The sequence below is a fragment of the Streptomyces sp. NPDC006140 genome (assembly GCF_040628815.1).
In the GTDB taxonomy this organism is placed as follows: Bacteria; Actinomycetota; Actinomycetes; order Streptomycetales; family Streptomycetaceae; genus Streptomyces.
The window spans coordinates 51,764-68,548 of the sequence record NZ_JBEXTS010000013.1 but is presented as its reverse complement, the minus strand read 5'-3'; the positions used below and the strand labels follow the sequence as shown (position 1 = coordinate 68,548).

Annotated in this window: 15 protein-coding genes; 8 read left to right on the top strand and 7 right to left on the bottom strand. The window is 68.1% G+C overall.

Features of this window, described 5'->3' with window-relative positions:
* The first annotated feature begins 290 nt into the window (after positions 1 to 290).
* Positions 291 to 1,628 carry an MATE family efflux transporter gene (locus tag ABZ386_RS29835; protein WP_358966655.1) on the top strand — a complete coding sequence of 446 codons (1,338 nt, stop codon included), beginning with the start codon at positions 291 to 293 and terminating at the stop codon, positions 1,626 to 1,628.
* Between the two features lie 163 nt (positions 1,629 to 1,791).
* Here the strand turns inward: ABZ386_RS29835 and rplI are convergent, their stop codons facing one another.
* From rplI to rpsF, 4 genes are all read right to left on the bottom strand, one after another.
* Positions 1,792 to 2,238 (bottom strand): 50S ribosomal protein L9, encoded by a 447-nt coding sequence (rplI, locus tag ABZ386_RS29830; protein ID WP_010032778.1) that lies wholly within the window; start codon positions 2,236 to 2,238, stop codon positions 1,792 to 1,794.
* A gap of 18 nt (positions 2,239 to 2,256) precedes the next feature.
* Positions 2,257 to 2,493 carry a 30S ribosomal protein S18 gene (gene rpsR, locus ABZ386_RS29825; protein WP_003949403.1) on the bottom strand — a complete coding sequence of 79 codons (237 nt, stop codon included), beginning with the start codon at positions 2,491 to 2,493 and terminating at the stop codon, positions 2,257 to 2,259.
* A 45-nt stretch (positions 2,494 to 2,538) separates the two neighbouring features.
* Positions 2,539 to 3,123 (bottom strand): single-stranded DNA-binding protein, encoded by a 585-nt coding sequence (locus ABZ386_RS29820; RefSeq protein WP_356506470.1) that lies wholly within the window; start codon positions 3,121 to 3,123, stop codon positions 2,539 to 2,541.
* Between the two features lie 71 nt (positions 3,124 to 3,194).
* On the bottom strand, positions 3,195 to 3,485 hold the full coding sequence (rpsF, locus tag ABZ386_RS29815) for a 30S ribosomal protein S6 (protein WP_030237450.1): 291 nt from the start codon (positions 3,483 to 3,485) through the stop codon (positions 3,195 to 3,197).
* Positions 3,486 to 3,748: 263 nt separating this feature from the next.
* Between rpsF and ABZ386_RS29810 the strand changes: the two genes are divergently transcribed.
* The 3 genes from ABZ386_RS29810 to ABZ386_RS29800 all read left to right on the top strand — a co-directional run bounded on the left by ABZ386_RS29810 (position 3,749) and on the right by ABZ386_RS29800 (position 6,483).
* On the top strand, positions 3,749 to 4,066 hold the full coding sequence (locus ABZ386_RS29810) for a hypothetical protein (RefSeq protein WP_114254106.1): 318 nt from the start codon (positions 3,749 to 3,751) through the stop codon (positions 4,064 to 4,066).
* Between the two features lie 164 nt (positions 4,067 to 4,230).
* A complete protein-coding gene (gene femX / locus ABZ386_RS29805) occupies positions 4,231 to 5,352 on the top strand; it encodes a peptidoglycan bridge formation glycyltransferase FemX (protein ID WP_114254107.1) in 1,122 nt (373 codons plus the stop codon).
* A gap of 99 nt (positions 5,353 to 5,451) precedes the next feature.
* Positions 5,452 to 6,483, top strand: coding sequence for an alanine racemase (locus ABZ386_RS29800; protein WP_351340528.1), 1,032 nt, complete (start codon positions 5,452 to 5,454; stop codon positions 6,481 to 6,483).
* 87 nt (positions 6,484 to 6,570) lie between these two features.
* Here the strand turns inward: ABZ386_RS29800 and ABZ386_RS29795 are convergent, their stop codons facing one another.
* Together ABZ386_RS29795 and ABZ386_RS29790 are read right to left on the bottom strand one after the other, a co-directional pair.
* Complete coding sequence (locus ABZ386_RS29795) at positions 6,571 to 8,082, bottom strand: glycosyltransferase 87 family protein (RefSeq protein WP_358966834.1); 1,512 nt, start codon at positions 8,080 to 8,082, stop codon at positions 6,571 to 6,573.
* A 122-nt stretch (positions 8,083 to 8,204) separates the two neighbouring features.
* The gene (locus tag ABZ386_RS29790; protein WP_351340525.1) at positions 8,205 to 10,853 is read right to left on the bottom strand and encodes a transglycosylase domain-containing protein; all 2,649 of its coding nucleotides are present in this window, start codon (positions 10,851 to 10,853) and stop codon (positions 8,205 to 8,207) included.
* Between the two features lie 403 nt (positions 10,854 to 11,256).
* Here ABZ386_RS29790 and ABZ386_RS29785 point away from each other — a divergent pair, with 403 nt between their 5' ends.
* The 4 genes from ABZ386_RS29785 (at position 11,257) to ABZ386_RS29770 (ending at position 15,047) form a co-directional block, all read left to right on the top strand.
* Positions 11,257 to 11,931 carry a PadR family transcriptional regulator gene (locus ABZ386_RS29785; RefSeq protein ID WP_351340522.1) on the top strand — a complete coding sequence of 225 codons (675 nt, stop codon included), beginning with the start codon at positions 11,257 to 11,259 and terminating at the stop codon, positions 11,929 to 11,931.
* A gap of 44 nt (positions 11,932 to 11,975) precedes the next feature.
* Positions 11,976 to 13,058, top strand: coding sequence for an inositol-3-phosphate synthase (locus tag ABZ386_RS29780; RefSeq protein ID WP_351340520.1), 1,083 nt, complete (start codon positions 11,976 to 11,978; stop codon positions 13,056 to 13,058).
* 89 nt (positions 13,059 to 13,147) lie between these two features.
* Positions 13,148 to 14,410 (top strand): MFS transporter, encoded by a 1,263-nt coding sequence (locus ABZ386_RS29775; protein ID WP_351340518.1) that lies wholly within the window; start codon positions 13,148 to 13,150, stop codon positions 14,408 to 14,410.
* A gap of 124 nt (positions 14,411 to 14,534) precedes the next feature.
* Positions 14,535 to 15,047 carry a hypothetical protein gene (locus ABZ386_RS29770; protein WP_351340515.1) on the top strand — a complete coding sequence of 171 codons (513 nt, stop codon included), beginning with the start codon at positions 14,535 to 14,537 and terminating at the stop codon, positions 15,045 to 15,047.
* Between the two features lie 101 nt (positions 15,048 to 15,148).
* On the opposite strand, the gene ABZ386_RS29765 is transcribed toward ABZ386_RS29770, so the two are convergent.
* Positions 15,149 to 16,594 carry a CCA tRNA nucleotidyltransferase gene (locus ABZ386_RS29765; RefSeq protein WP_114254115.1) on the bottom strand — a complete coding sequence of 482 codons (1,446 nt, stop codon included), beginning with the start codon at positions 16,592 to 16,594 and terminating at the stop codon, positions 15,149 to 15,151.
* Positions 16,595 to 16,785 lie beyond the last annotated feature (191 nt).

Genomic DNA, 16,785 nt, shown 5'->3' with positions numbered 1-16,785 from the left:
TCAGCCAATCTGGTTATCCACAGGCCATGTGGACGACGGCCCAGATGTTGTGGAGAACTCCGCGAAACCTGTGCACGACCCGGTGGACAGGCCTGTGAACAAGCACCGGCCCGCCTTGAACAGACCCCTCTGACCTGCACCTTTACCGTCCACCGGCTGTGCAGAAGAAAAACTTCCCCAACCGGGCCAAGATCACTTCGAATGGTGCACAGGAGTGCGTGCCGCTGGACGGAAAGTAAGGGTCACAAAAGCCTGGCATCTCTTACCTGTGGACGATTAGATTGGTGCACATGACACAGGCCCCCGCGCGCCGCCGAGCCGGCCGGAGACAGCACGACAGAGAGATCGTCGCACTGGCCGTCCCGGCGTTCGGCGCCCTCGTCGCCGAGCCCCTCTTCCTCATGGCCGACACCGCCATCGTGGGCCATCTGGGCACGGCCCAGCTCGCCGGTCTCGGCGTCGCCTCGGCCTTGCTGATGACCGCCGTCAGCGTCTTCGTCTTCCTCGCCTACGCCACCACGGCAGCGGTCGCCCGCCGGGTCGGCGCGGGTGACCTCCAGGCCGCCATCCGGCAGGGCATGGACGGCATCTGGCTGGCCCTCCTGCTCGGCGCCGCCGTCGTCGCCGTCGCCCTGCCCACGGCGCCCCACCTCGTGAGCCTCTTCGGAGCATCGGAGGCAGCAGCCCCGTATGCCACCACCTACCTGCGCATCTCCGTCCTCGGCATCCCCGCCATGCTCGTCGTCCTCGCCGCGACCGGTGTCCTGCGGGGCCTTCAGGACACCAAGACCCCGCTCTACGTCGCCATCGCCGGTTTCGTCGCGAACGGCGCCCTCAACGCGGGGCTCGTCTACGGCGCCGACCTGGGAATCGCCGGCTCCGCCTGGGGCACGGTCATCGCGCAGTGCGGCATGGCCGCGGTCTATCTCGTCGTGGTCCTCCGGGGCGCCCGCAAGCACGGCGCCTCCCTGCGTCCGGACGCCGCCGGGATCAGGGCCTCGGCTCAGGCGGGTGTGCCCTTGCTGGTGCGGACCCTCTCCCTGAGGGCGATTTTGATGATCGCCACGGCGGTCGCCGCCCGGCTCGGGGACGCCGACATCGCCGCCCACCAGATCATCCTGTCCCTGTGGAGCCTGCTCGCATTCGCTCTCGACGCCATCGCCATCGCCGGCCAGGCCATCATCGGCCGCTACCTCGGAGCCGGTGACGCCCAGGGCGCCCGCGACGCCTGCCGTCGCATGGTCGAGTGGGGCATCGCCGTCGGGGTTGTCCTCGGCGTCCTGGTGGTCATCACCCGCCCGGTGTTCCTGCCCCTGTTCAGCAGCGACCCGGCGGTCAAGGACGTGGCGCTGCCCGCCCTGGTCATCGTCGCCCTCTCCCAGCCGATCTCCGGCATCGTCTTCGTGCTGGACGGCGTCCTGATGGGCGCCGGCGACGGTCCCTATCTGGCCTGGGCGATGCTGGTCACTCTCGCGGTGTTCACTCCGGCAGCTCTGCTGGTGCCGGTACTGGGCGGTGGGCTCACCGCGCTGTGGGCCACCATGACGCTGATGATGACAGTGCGGATGCTGACCCTGTGGCTCCGCACCCGCTCGGGAGGCTGGATCGTGACGGGCGCGACCCGCTGACCGTTTCACGTGAAACATCGATGGTTTCACGTGAAACAGGAGCCCACCGTGAACGAAAACACGAGCCCACCGTGAACGAGCGGAGCCCGTCGGCGCACATGACGATGGGGCCGTCCCCCGAAGGGAACGACCCCACCGCTCACTGCTTCAGCGAGCGCAGCACTCAGGCCGCGACGACCTCGATGTTGACCTTGGCGGCAACCTCGGGGTGCAGACGCACGGACGTCTCGTGAGCGCCCAGCGTCTTGATCGGCGAGCCCAGCTCGATGCGGCGCTTGTCGACCTCGGGGCCACCGGAAGCCTTGATCGCGGAAGCGATGTCGGCGGGGGTGACGGAACCGAAGAGACGACCGGCGTCGCCGGAGCGGACAGCCAGACGGACCTTGACGCCCTCGAGCTGGGCCTTCACCTGGTTGGCCTGCTCGATGGTCTGGATCTCGTGGATCTTGCGAGCACGACGGATCTGCTCGACGTCCTTCTCGCCACCCTTGGTCCAGCGGATCGCGAACTTCCGCGGGATCAGGTAGTTGCGAGCGTAACCGTCCTTGACGTCGACGACGTCGCCCGCGGCGCCGAGGCCGGAGACCTCGTGGGTGAGGATGATCTTCATGAGTCGGTCACCCTTCCCTTATCGCGCGGTGGACGTGTAGGGCAGCAGCGCCATCTCACGGCTGTTCTTGACGGCCGTGGCGACGTCACGCTGGTGCTGCGTGCAGTTGCCGGTCACGCGGCGGGCACGGATCTTGCCGCGGTCGGAAATGAACTTCCGCAGCATGTTCGTGTCCTTGTAGTCCACGTACGTGACCTTGTCCTTGCAGAAAGCGCAGACCTTCTTCTTCGGCTTGCGCACAGGCGGCTTCGCCATGGTGTTTCTCCTGTGTGATCAAGAAGTGTGGGTGCGAACCCGCCCTTAGAAGGGGGGCTCGTCCGAGTAGCCGCCGCCACCGCCGCCGGAGTTTCCACCCCAGCCGCCGCCACCGCCCTGGTTGCCACCGGCGGGAGCGCCGGTCGCCCACGGATCGTCGGCGGGAGCTCCGCCGCCCTGCTGGCCGCCACCGGGGCCGCCGCCCCAGCCACTGCCACCCTGGCCGCCACCGCCACCGCCGCCGTAGCCGCCCTGGCCACCGCGGCCGCTGGTCTTGGTGACCTTGGCCGTGGCGTTGCGCAGGCTGGCGCCGACTTCCTCGACGTCCAGCTCGTAGACCGTGCGCTTGACACCCTCACGGTCCTCGTAGGACCGCTGCTTCAGCCGGCCCTGCACGATGACGCGCATGCCTCGCTGGAGCGACTCGGCGACGTTCTCCGCCGCCTGACGCCAGACCGAGCAGGTCAGGAACAGGCTCTCGCCGTCCTTCCACTCGTTCGTCTGGCGGTCGAAGGTGCGGGGAGTGGACGCGACACGGAACTTCGCGACGGCCGCACCGGAGGGGGTGAAGCGCAGCTCGGGGTCGTCGACAAGATTGCCGACCACCGTGATGACGGTCTCGCCTGCCATGGGGGAACCTCTCGGCGGGTTTGCTCTGGCTGCTTGCTACTCGAATCCCGGGATCAGCTGAGCGTGGAAGCTCAGTGCATCTCGGGACGGAGGACCTTGGTCCGGAGGACCGACTCGTTCAGGTTCATCTGGCGGTCGAGCTCCTTGACGACCGCAGGCTCGGCCTGCAGGTCGATGACCGAGTAGATGCCCTCGGGCTTCTTCTTGATCTCGTACGCGAGACGACGACGGCCCCAGGTGTCGACCTTCTCGACCTTTCCGCCGCCGTCACGGACGACAGAGAGGAAGTTCTCGATCAGCGGGGAGACAGCGCGCTCCTCGACGTCGGGGTCGAGGATGACCATCACCTCGTAGTGACGCATGTGGAACCCACCTCCTTTGGACTCAGCGGCCACGGTCGTTCCGTGGCAGGAGGGTTGTGATGCGTAGGCAACGGTATCGGCCACCACTGACAATCAGGGGTTCTGTGGAGAAGCCCTGCCGTGACATGGGCAGACACCGGTGCGGACGGTACAGAGTACCCGCACAGCGGCTTGCGGTTGAAATCCGGTCGCGAGGGCAGCCAATCTGTACACATCGGGTGTGTATGGCGCTACGATGCGCCGACTTTCGCAGGAGGTGCCCTATGGCACAGGCATTGCGACCCAACACCGCCGGCGGCCTCTTCGCCACGGACGGAAAGCCCCACCCCCTCCAGGACACCCTGCTCGCGGTGACCCTGGTGCTGGGCATCACGTCGTTCATCACGGCACTGGTCGACGACGACCTGCACCTGCTCAGCTCCTGGACCGGTCTGGTGGGCATTCTCACCGGCGCGTACGGCCAGTGGATCTCGGAGACGACCCGTGAGCGGTTCGGCCTGATCCTGGGGCTGGGCGCGGCGGGTGTCGGGTTCTTCCTGGGCATGGCGCACGGCGGCCTCTTCGGCGGGCTCATCGACTGACGCCAGGGACACTCCTTTCCGAACACCGGGTGACGCCACGGCCGCCGAGGCCGTGGCGAAGGTGCCGTACGCCCAACCGGCGCGCTCCCAAGGCGCAGTAGGCTTCGCGCGAGAGCCGGAGCCCCTGAACCCATGGGGACACACCAGCCCGAGGAGCGCCCCGAATGAGCCTGACCCTGAGGACCATCAGTCGAGAGCAGCATCTGGCTTACATCCAGAGCCTGCCGTCGGCGAGCCACATGCAGGTCCCGGCCTGGGCTGACGTCAAGGCGGAGTGGCGCTCCGAGAACCTCGGCTGGTTCGACGACCGCACCGGCGAGCTGGTCGGTGTCGGTCTGGTCCTCTACCGGCAGCTGCCCAAGATCAAGCGCTACCTCGCCTACCTGCCCGAGGGCCCGGTCATCAACTGGTTCGCGCCGAATCTGCAGGAGTGGATCGAGCCGATGCTGGCGCACCTGAAGCAGCAGGGCGCCTTCTCGGTGAAGATGGGCCCGCCGGTGATCATCCGCCGCTGGGAGGCCGCCTCCATCAAGGCGGGCATCCAGAACCCGGACGTGAAGCGCCTGCGCGACATCGAGGCCGACCACATCGAGCCGCGCGCCTTCGAGGTCGCCGACAAGCTGCGCCGCATGGGCTGGCAGCAGGGCGAGGACGGCGGAGCCGGCTTCGGCGACGTCCAGCCCCGCTACGTCTACCAGGTGCCGCTGGCGAACCGTTCCCTGGAAGAGGTCCACAAGAACTTCAACCAGCTGTGGCGCCGCAACATCAAGAAGGCCGAGAAGGCCGGCGTCGAGGTCGTCCAGGGCGGTTACCAGGACCTCGAGGAATGGCAGCGGCTGTACGAGATCACGGCCGTGCGCGACCACTTCCGGCCGCGCCCGCTGTCGTACTTCCAGCGCATGTGGACGGCCCTCAACACCGAGGACCCCAACCGCATGCGGCTGTACTTCGCCCGGCACAACGGCGTGAACCTGTCGGCGGCGACGATGCTGATCGTCGGCGGGCACGTCTGGTACTCCTACGGCGCCTCCGACAACATCGGCCGCGAGGTCCGGCCCTCGAACGCCATGCAGTGGCGGATGCTGCGCGACGCATACGCGCTCGGTGCCACCGTCTACGACCTGCGCGGCATCTCCGACTCGCTGGACGAGACCGACCACCTCTTCGGCCTGATCCAGTTCAAGGTGGGCACCGGTGGTCAGGCGGCCGAATACCTCGGTGAGTGGGACTTCCCGCTGAACAAGCTGCTGCACAAGGCGCTCGACATCTACATGTCGCGTCGCTGATGTCCCGTTCAGTGCTTCTATACCCCTGACACACGGCAGCCGCCGACAGACGGCAACCGCTGATTCACGGCAACCACGAGAAAGGTTCCAGGTCCGGCCATGGCGCTCACGCTCTACGTCGACACCGCGCGCTGGCGGGCGCACCACAAGCACGTGCAGGAGCAGTTCCCGGGCCTCGTGCCGGTCTGCAAGGGCAACGGCTACGGCTTCGGGCACGAGCGGCTGGCGGAGGAGGCCACACGGCTGGGCTCGGACGTCCTCGCCGTCGGCACGACGTACGAGGCCGCCCGGATCAAGGACTGGTTCGGCGGTGACCTGCTGGTGCTGACGCCGTACCGGCGCGGCGAGGAGCCGGTGCCGCTGCCGGACCGGGTGATCCGCTCCGTCTCGTCGATAGACGGTGTCTACGGCCTGGTCGGCGCCCGCGTGGTGATCGAGGTGATGTCCTCGATGAAGCGCCACGGCATCAGCGAGCAGGACCTGCCCCAGCTGCACGCCGCGATCGAGAACGTCCGCCTGGAGGGCTTCGCCATCCACCTGCCGCTGGACCGCACCGACGGCTCGGACGCCGTCGAGGAGGTCATCGGCTGGATGGACCGGCTGCGTGCGGCCCGGCTTCCCCTGCACACCATGTTCGTCAGCCACCTCAAGGCGGAGGATCTCGCCCGGCTCCAGCAGCAGTTCCCGCAGACCCGCTTCCGCGCCCGCATCGGCACGCGGCTGTGGCTGGGGGACCACGAGGCCACCGAATACCGTGGCGCGGTCCTGGACGTCACGCGCGTCGCCAAGGGCGACCGCTTCGGCTACCGGCAGCAGAAGGCCGCCTCGGACGGCTTCCTGGTGGTCGTGGCGGGCGGCACGTCCCACGGGGTGGGCCTGGAGGCCCCCAAGGCGTTGCACGGCGTCATGCCGCGCGCCAAGGGCGTCGCACGCGCCGGCCTCGCGACGGTGAACCGGAACCTTTCTCCGTTCGTCTGGGGCGGCAAGCAGCGCTGGTTCGCCGAGCCGCCGCACATGCAGGTCTCGATCCTGTTCGTGCCCGCGGACGCGCCGGAGCCGAAGGTGGGCGAGGAGCTGGTGGCCCATCTGCGGCACACCACCACGCAGTTCGACCGGATCGTGGACCGCTGACCGAAGCGGTTCAGCGCACAGGCCGAAGGCCGTACACGGGCTTCCGTGTACGGCCTTCTGGCTTCAGTCGGCTTCCGGGCCGTTCGCTCAGAGTGAACCGCCCGGGGCGCCCTGTCTGCCCCACTCGACCGACGGCCCGTCGAACCGGGCGTCCTCGTGCTTCCGGGGCCGGGCCGCGGGGCCGAGGACGAAGACGTCCTCCGCACCGTCGAGCACCCCACCCGAGGGGTCGTCGTCGCCGGCCCTCCGCACCGGGTCCCGCTCCGGCATGAAGATGTCCCGCACGACCATGACGCACAGGTACAGCGTTCCCAGCAGATGCATGCCGATGGCCCAGTGGTAGCCGTCGGTGGGCAGGCCCTTGTGGGCGTCTCCGCTGGTGGTGTACGCGAGGTACATCCAGATCCCCAGGAAGTACGCCACCTCGCACGCCTGCCAGATCAGGTAGTCCCGCCACTTCGGCCGGGCGAGCGCGGCCAGCGGCACCAGCCACAGCACGTACTGCGGCGAGTAGACCTTGTTGGTGAGGATGAACGCCGCGACGATCAGGAAGGCGAGCTGGGCGAACCGCGGCCGGCGCGGTGCGGTCAGTGCGAGGGCCGCCACACCCGCGCAGCACACCAGCATCAGCAGCGTGGCGAGCGTGTTGACGGTCTCGGTGCTGAGCGGGTTGTCGGAGTTCTGGGCCATGATCAGCCAGAAGGAGCCGAAGTCGACGCCCCGTTCCTGGCTGAACGTGTAGAACTTCGACCAGCCCTCGAACGCGAAGAGCATCACCGGCCCGTTCACGACGACCCAGGCGGCGATCCCCCCGCCCAGGGCCTTGGCGAACTCCCGCCACTTGCCCGCGCGCCAGCACAGCACCAGCAACGGCCCGAGGAGCAGGAAGGGATAGAGTTTGGCCGCCGTGGCGAGCCCCAGCAGGACACCGAAGGCCAGGGAACGGCCCCGCGACCACATCAGCATCGCCGCGGCCGTCAGAGCGACCGCCAGCAGGTCCCAGTTGATGGTGGCCGTCAGCGCGGCGGCGGGCGCCAGGGCGACCAGCAGGCCGTCCCAGGGACGCCGGGCATGGGTACGGGTCACGCAGACGGCGATGACCGACGCGCACACCATGAGCATCCCGGCGTTGACCATCCAGTACCACTGCTCCTGGTACTGGATGGTGCCGCTGCCGGGCGTGAGCCAGGAGGCGACCTCCATGAAGACACCGGTCAGCACCGGATACTCCAGGTACTGCATGTCGCCGGGGAGCCGGTCGAAGTACGGCACGAGTCCGTCGGCGAAACCACGCCCCTGGTAGAGGTGCGGGATGTCCGAGTAGCAGGCGTGCGTGTACTGGGAGCTCGCACCGAAGAACCAGGCGCCGTTGTAGCAGGGCGCCTTCTGGACGAGGCCGAGGGCGAACATGCCGATCGCCACCAGCGCGATCACTCGCACCGGAGTCCACCAGGACGACCCGAGCAGGGCACGCCGACCGAGCGGGCCGCCGATCAGCTCGCTGCCGACCGCGGCGACCTCGTCCTCCTTGGTCGGCCGCACCGGCTCCGGCTCATGAACGCTCGCTCGCGTCGATTCTGCACTGGGCATGCCGCACATCCTGCCGTACGTGTCCAGCAATACGCCGAGGGCCGCCGCACCCGAGTGGGTGCGGCGGCCCTCGTTTCACGTGAAACAGCCTGACGTTTCACGTGAAACACCCAAGCCGGGCGATCGATCGGCTATCCGGCAGGGCCTCCGAAGAAGCCTCCGTTGCCATTGCCTCTGGTATTGCCACCGTCCAGATTCGTGTCGGTCGGTGTCGGCTCGGGAGTCACTCCTCCGTCCGTGCCTCCACTGTCCGCGCCGCCGTTCTGGCCGCCGCTGTCGTTCTCGCAGCCGAAGAAGCCACAGGTGTCGCTCGGCGAGGGCGACGGGAGCGTCGGGCTCTCGCTGGGCGTGGCGCTCGGCGACTCGGACGGCGTCTCGCTGGGCTGCTCACTGGGCGTCGGAGTCGGCGACGGGGCACCCACCGCGTCCTGAATCTCGCCGATCTTCTCGGCCTCCGGGAAGCCGAGGTCGGGCTCGCCATCGAGCGCGGCCTTCATGTACTCGGTCCACACCAGCGTCGGGACGTCACCACCGTGGATGGACTCCTCGCCTGCGGTGCCGTTCATGGAGAGCAGCTTGGCGCTCTTGGGGTCCTCGCGGAACATCGCGACCGAGGTCGACAGCTGCTTGGTGTAGCCGACGAACCAGGCCGACTTGTTCTCGTCCGTCGTACCGGTCTTGCCGGCCGCCGTACGGCCCAGGGACAGCGCGTTCTTACCCGTACCGTTCTGGATGACGTTCTCCAGGACGTCCGTGACGTTGTTCGCCACGTTTTCCGGCATCGCCTGGGTGATCCTGGGCTTCTTGAAGCCGGCGACTTCCTCCCCGTTGAACTTGACGCTGGTCACCGAGTACGGGGCTGCCTGCTTGCCAGCGGCGGCGAACGTCGCGTAGGCGTCCGCCATGCGGATCGCGCTGGGGGTCGAGGTACCGAGCGCGAACGACGGGTTGAGCGTGGCGAAGCTGGCGTCCAGGATGCCGGCCTTCTCGGCCACGTCCCGCACGTTCCTCATCCCCACGTCCATGCCGAGCTGCACGAACGGCGTGTTGACGGACTGCTCCATCGCCTTGCGCAGGGTGATGTAGCCCCAGGGGTGGTCGCTCTCGTTCTCCTGGTAGAAGGGCGTGTTGTCCTTCTTCAGGACGTAGGAGCCGTCGTTGTTCCGGACCTTGAGGTGGTCGTTGCCGTTGTACTTGCTCAGCGGCGAGAGGGGCCCGTTGCTCCGATAGGTGCCGTGCTCCATGGCCGCGGCGAGCACGAACGGCTTCCACGTCGAACCGACGGGGACACCCGAGGTGTCCGCGTTGTTGTTGAAGTGGCCCTTCTCGTAGCCCGCACCACCGTAGAGGGCGACGATCGCGCCGTCCTTGGGCTTCACCGACGCCGCGCCGAACTGGACGTGCTTGTCCAGCTCACGCTTCTCCGGGTCGAGCTTCTCCTTCTCGACCTTTTTGACGGCCCTGGCCAGCGCCTCGACCTTGCTCTTCTCGAAGGTCGTCTTGATCTGGTAGCCGCCCTGGTCGAACTGCTGCTCCGTGATGTTGGAGTGGTTCAGGACGTACTTCTTGGCGGTGTCCACCAGGTAGCTGATCTGGCCGCTCATGCCCTTGGTGGCCTTGCGGCCCTGCGGCATGGGGTAGTCCTTGATCGCTTCCTGGTACTGGGCGTCCGTGAGCTTCTTGTCGTTGTGCATCTGCTGGAGGATCCAGCCCCAGCGCTCCTCGGACCGCTTGCGGTTGTCCTTGGCGTTCGCCGACGGGTCGAGGCTCTCGTTGCCCGCGGGGTCGTAGTACGTCGGGCCCTTGAGCAGCGCGGCGAGGAAGGCGCACTCACTCGGCGTGAGGTCGTCCGCGTCCTTGCCGTAGTAAGTCTGGGCGGCGGCCTGGAGGCCGTAGGCACCACGTCCGTAGTACGAGGTGTTCAGGTAGCCCTGGAGGATCTCCTTCTTGGAGAGCTTCGTGCCCACCTTGATGGAGATGAACATCTCCTTGAACTTACGGGTGATCGTCTGTTCCTGGCTCAGGTAGGTGTTCTTGACGAACTGCTGGGTGATCGTCGAGCCACCCTGCGTGTCCCCGCCCCGGGCCATGTTCGCCAGCGCCCGGGCGATGCCCATGGGGTCGACGCCCGAGTCCTGGTAGAAGGTCTTGTTCTCGGCCGAGATGACCGCCCACTGCATGGCCTCGGGGATCCGCTCGATCCCGATGTTCTGCCGGTTCTGGCCGCTGCCCGTCGCCACCATCTGCTGGCCGTTGGACCAGTAGTAGACGTTGTTCTGCGACAGGGCCGCGGCGTTCTCCTCGTTGGGGACGCCCACCATGGCGTATCCGATGCCCGCCACGGCCACCAGGCTGCCGATGAACCCGATGCACAGGCCGGAGACGAGCTTCCAGGAGGGCATCCAGCGCTGCCAGCCGTACTTGCCGGCCCGCGGATAGTCGATCAGCCGTTTCTTGTCGGAGACGGCCGCGCGCCCTCGGCCCCGCCCGGGTCCGGCCGGACCGCCGGGAGCGGCACGACGGCCACCACGAGCCGGCTCGGCGGCTCTGCGACGGCCGCCCCCGCTTCTCTGCGCCGCACGCCGGGCCTCGGCACGGCCGCCGTACGGACGCTCCTCCCCCCCCGAGCCGTAGGAACCCGACCCATAGGAGTCGGACGGAGACTCGGTGGCGCCTCGCGGTGCCGCGCGGCGGCCGGAGGACGAGCCGGGCTGGCCGCGTCGGGCCGCGGCACGTCCGCCTCCCTGCGGCTGCGGCGGTTTGCGACGGTGCTCGCTCATCGAACGACTACTCCTCGGGCAGGCGCACCCTTGCGCGCCTGGAAACGGCGGCTGGTTTCCGGTCCCCCCGAAGTACGGATGCGGTCGGCTCCGCATTCATCGGTCCCGCATGCACCCGTACTACACCGAAGACGACGACGCCCTCAGACGTCACGTGGTTCCCGGTGATGTGCATGGCGCACAGACTACGCACCGCCAAAACCACCTGAGCCCCAAAGTTCACCTCAAATCAGGCAACTCGCGTCTGATGAATCGGTGATGTGACCCCGTTCACCGCACCCCCTCTTGTCGCATGCGGAAGGCCGTTCTATCGTCGTGATGTATCGAGTCGATACATCAGCTCGACACATCGGCCCGAGACATCGAGCGGATACATGCGCACCGCGGCAGAGAGGAGGCGACGATGAGCCGGCGTTCCGGGATCCTCGAGTTCGCCGTACTCGGCCTGCTCCGCGAATCTCCGATGCACGGCTATGAGCTGCGCAAACGACTCAACACATCGCTGGGCGTCTTCCGTGCGTTCAGCTACGGGACGCTCTACCCCTGCCTCAAGACGCTGGTCGCCAACGGCTGGTTGATCGAGGAACAGGGGAGCGACGCCGAGGCCGTCCCCCTCACCGGCCGCCGCGCCAAGATCGTCTACCGGTTGACGGCGGAAGGTAAGGAGCACTTCGAGCAGCTGCTCTCGCAGACCGGGCCCGACGCGTACGAGGACGAGCACTTCGCCGCCCGTTTCGCTTTCTTCGGGCAAACCTCACGCGACGTACGCATGCGGGTGCTGGAGGGCCGCCGCAGCCGGCTGGAGGAGCGCCTGGAGAAGATGCGCGCCTCCCTGGCCCGGACCCGGGAGCGCCTCGACGACTACACGCTTGAGCTCCAGCGCCACGGGATGGAGTCCGTGGAGCGCGAGGTGCGCTGGCTGAACGAGCTCATCGAGAGCGAGCGGGCGGGGCGGGACCTCAAGGGTCCCGCTTCGGGGGAGCCCGACTCGCGTGACACCACATCTGGAGCGTCGGGCGGCCTGCCCCGGCCGGGGGACGACCCCCGTCCGGATACGCCCGACGACACCGCCACGTGAGAGCCCGCCCAGGGCCTCACTCGTACACACAGGGAGCAACCGGAATGGGTTCGGTTCGCGTAGCCATCGTCGGCGTGGGCAACTGCGCCGCATCGCTGGTGCAGGGAGTCGAGTACTACAAGGACGCCGACCCGGCGTCCAAGGTGCCGGGCCTGATGCACGTCCAGTTCGGCGACTACCACGTCCGCGACGTCGAGTTCGTCGCCGCGTTCGACGTGGACGCCAAGAAGGTCGGTCTCGACCTCGCGGACGCCATCGGCGCCTCCGAGAACAACACCATCAAGATCTGCGACGTACCCCGCACCGGCGTGACGGTCCAGCGCGGCCACACCCTCGACGGCCTCGGCAAGTACTACCGCGAGACCATCGAGGAGTCCGCCGAGGAGCCCGTCGACGTCGTCCAGGTCCTCAAGGACCAGCAGGTCGACGTCCTCGTCTGCTACCTGCCCGTCGGTTCCGAGGACGCGGCGAAGTTCTACGCCCAGTGCGCCATCGACGCCAAGGTCGCCTTCGTCAACGCCCTTCCGGTCTTCATCGCCGGCACCAAGGAGTGGGCGGACAAGTTCACCGAGGCGGGCGTCCCGATCGTCGGCGACGACATCAAGTCGCAGGTCGGCGCCACCATCACGCACCGCGTCATGGCGAAGCTGTTCGAGGACCGGGGCGTCGTCCTGGACCGCACGATGCAGTTGAACGTCGGCGGCAACATGGACTTCAAGAACATGCTCGAGCGCGACCGCCTCGAGTCGAAGAAGATCTCCAAGACGCAGGCCGTCACCTCCCAGATCCGCGACCGCGAACTGGGCGAGGGCAACGTCCACATCGGCCCGTCCGACTACGTCGCCTGGCTGGACGACCGCAAGTGGGCCTACGTCCGCCTGGAGGGCCGCGCCTTCGGTGACGTCCCGCTGAACCTGGAGTACAAGCTCGAGGTCTGGGACTCCCCGAACTCCGCCGGCGTCATCATCGACGCCCTGCGCGCCGCGAAGATCGCCAAGGACCGCGGCATCGGCGGCCCCGTGCTCTCCGCGTCGAGCTACTTCATGAAGTCCCCGCCCGTGCAGTACTTCGACGACGAGGCCCGCGAGAACGTCGAGAAGTTCATCAAGGGTGAGGTCGAGCGCTGACGCGCCGCAACTGATCGCTCCTGCCAGGGCTGTGAGGGTCCCCGGGTCGTGAGACCCGGGGACCCTCCCCGTATGTGAGGCTGTGCCCCATGGCCGTCGTCCGTGACCTGCGCGTCCTCTTGCGCTTCCAGGGCTTCCGGCGCCTGCTCGCCGTGCGCCTGCTCTCCCAGGGTGCCGACGGCGTCTACCAGGTCGCGCTCGCCGCGTACGTCGTCTTCTCCCCGGAGAAACAGACCTCGGCGGCCGCGGTCGCCTCGGCGATGGCGGTGCTGCTGCTCCCGTACTCGCTCGTCGGTCCCTTCGCCGGTGTCCTGCTGGACCGCTGGCGACGCCGGCAGGTCCTGCTGTACGGCAGCCTGTTGCGCGCCGTGCTCGCCTCGGCGACGGCCGTGCTGATGCTCAGTCCGGTGCCCGACTGGCTCTTCTACGTCTCCGCCCTGTGCGTCACCGCCGTCAACCGCTTCGTCCTCTCGGGCCTGTCCGCCGCCCTGCCGCGTGTGGTCGACGCCGAGCGCCTGGTCCTCGCCAACTCCCTCTCCCCGACCGCCGGAACGCTGGCGGCGACCGCGGGCGGCGGCCTCGCCTTCGTCGTCCGCCTGGCGGTGGCGGACTCCGACGCCGCCGTGGTGCTCCTGGCGGCCGGGCTGTACCTGGGCGCGGCCCTGGCCTCGCTCAGCATGGCGCGGGAACTCCTCGGCCCCGACCGGAGCGTGGCCCGCGTGCGCATCGGGACGGCGATCACGGGCACCGTCCGCGACTTGGTGGCGGGGGTCCGTCACCTGGCCGCGCCGCCGCGCCGGGAGGCCGCCTGGGCGCTCGCGGCGATGTCGCTGATGCGGTTCTGCTACGGCGCCCTGCTGGTCATGCTCCTGATGCTCTGCCGGTACGCGCTCACCTCGTCCACGGACGAGGGACTCGCGCTGCTCGGCCTGGCGTTGGGCGTCTCGGGCGCGGGCTTCTTCGCCGCCGCCGTGGTGACGCCCTGGACCGCGGGGCGGCTGGGCCCCGGACGCTGGATCGTGGTGTGCGCGGGCGCCGCCGCACTGCTGGAGCCGGCTCTCGGCCTGCCGTTCGCCACCGCCCCGCTGCTGGCCGCGGCCTTCGTCCTGGGCCTGACGACCCAGGGGGCGAAGATCGCCACGGACACCATCGTCCAGTCGTCCGTCGACGACGGCTTCCGTGGCCGGATCTTCTCGGTTTACGACGTCCTCTTCAACGTCTTCTTCGTCGGAGCAGCCGCCGTTGCCGCGCTGATGCTGCCGCCGGACGGCCGTTCCGTGCCCCTGGTGATCACGATCGCCGTTATCTACGCGACAGTAGCAGTGAGTATGGGCCGATTTGGCCGCCAGTAAGTGTCACATCAATGACACAGAGCCACATCTGACTACTGCGTTGTCAGTGGGGACCGCTACCTTACGTGGGTCTTATCTCGCGACATGTTCGCGCCACTCTTCCATGTTCTAGGGGGACCCCCAAGTGACTACTCCGCCGCCCCAGGGCAACCCGTTCGCACAGGGCCAGCCCGCGGGTCAGCCCCAGGCCCCGTACCCGCCGCAGGGCGGCTACCCCCAGCAGCCCGGCCAGCCCGGCTTCCCGCCCCAGGGCGCGGCTCCCTACGCCCCGGTCCCGCCGCAGCCGTCCGGCCGCAAGCTCAGCTTCAAGACCATCAAGAACATCGTGATCGTCATCGCCGTGGCGAGCGTGGCCATCGGCGGTTACATAGCCAGCCGCGACGACGCCAACACGGCAGCGGTCGGTGACTGCATGCACCGCGGCAGCACCAACGACGACAACCCGGACCTCGAGGTCGTCGACTGCGGTGACGCGAAGGCCCAGTACGAGGTGCTCGCCAAGGTCGAGGGCAAGTTCCTCACCGACGCCATGGCGTCCAGCAAGTGCGAGACCGAGGCGAAGGACTTCCAGTACGTGTACACCCAGAGCGGTGACGGCAAGGACTTCCTGCTCTGCCTGAAGGACCACAAGAAGTAGGGCAGACGCAGACAGGGGCGGTGTTTCACGTGAAACACCGCCCCTGTGCTGTCTCCACGGGGGTCATGTTTCACGTGAAACATGACCCCCGTTTCACAGCCTCAGCCCTCCTGGCCGGCCCACCACTCCTTGAGAGCCGCCACCGCTGCGTCATGCTCCATCGGCCCGTGCTCCAGCCGCAGCTCCAGCATGTGCTTGTAGGCGCGGCCGATGACCGGGCCGGGACCGACGCCCAGGATCTCCATGATCTGGTTGCCGTCGAGGTCCGGGCGGATGGAATCCAGCTCCTCCTGCTCCTGGAGTTTGGCGATCCGCTCCTCCAGGCCGTCGTACGCCCGCGACAGGGCCGCCGCCTTGCGCTTGTTGCGCGTGGTGCAGTCCGAGCGGGTCAGCTTGTGCAGGCGGTCGAGAAGCGGGCCGGCGTCACGGACGTAACGGCGGACCGCCGAGTCCGTCCACTCGCCGGTGCCGTAGCCGTGGAAGCGAAGGTGGAGTTCAACCAGCCGTGAGACGTCCTTCACCAGCTCGTTGGAGTACTTCAACGCCGTCATGCGCTTCTTGGTCATCTTCGCCCCGACCACCTCGTGGTGGTGGAACGAGACGCGGCCGTCCTTCTCGAAGCGTCGCGTACGCGGCTTGCCGATGTCGTGCAGCAGGGCGGCCAGCCGCAGCGTCAGGTCGGGGCCGTCGTCCTCTAGCTCCATCGCCTGCTCCAGGACGATCAGCGTGTGGTCGTAGACGTCCTTGTGCCGGTGGTGCTCGTCACGCTCCAGGCGCAGGGCCGGCAGCTCGGGCAGCACGTGGTCGGCGAGGCCGGTCTCCACGAGCAGCGACAGACCCTTGCGCGGGTGGCGGGACAAGATCAGCTTGTTCAGCTCGTCCCGCACCCGCTCGGCCGAGACGATCTCGATCCGCCCGGCCATCTCCTTCATCGCCGTGACGACCTCGGGGGCGACCTCGAAGTCGAGCTGAGCCGCGAAACGCGCGGCCCGCATCATCCGGAGCGGGTCGTCCGAGAAGGACTCTTCCGGCGTGCCCGGCGTGCGCAGCACACGCGAGGCGAGGTCCTCGAGCCCGCCGTGCGGGTCGACGAACTTCTTCTCCGGCAGCGCGACGGCCATCGCGTTCACCGTGAAGTCACGGCGGACGAGGTCCTCCTCGATGGAGTCGCCGTAGGACACCTCGGGCTTGCGCGAGGTGCGGTCGTACGCCTCCGACCGGTAGGTGGTCACCTCGATCTGGTAGCCGCCCTTGTGGGCGCCGACCGTGCCGAAGGCGATCCCGACCTCCCAGACGGCGTCCGCCCACGGGCGGACGATCTTGAGCACGTCCTGGGGGCGGGCGTCGGTCGTGAAGTCCAGGTCATTGCCGAGCCGGCCCAGCAGCGCGTCCCGGACCGAGCCGCCGACCAGGGCAAGTGAGAACCCGGCCTCCTGGAAGCGGCGGGCGAGGTCGTCGGCGACAGGAGCGACCCGCAGCAGTTCACTCACCGCGCGGTGCTGCACCTGGCTCAGGGCACTGGACTTTTCTTCGTTGGCGTTCGGCACAACAGAAGAGGGTACGTGGCCCGGGCGACCGCGAGCTCCCCCATTACCGGTGCGGACACGTCCCTCAATACGTGCACAAGGCCTGCCCATGAGAGGGAAAGAAGCACTCACCGCCATAGGCCGCATACCGGACAGCTCGCCATCGGCTCGCGATCTTGTCGAGCGGACCGCGGCACTTCCCCTCAGCGCGC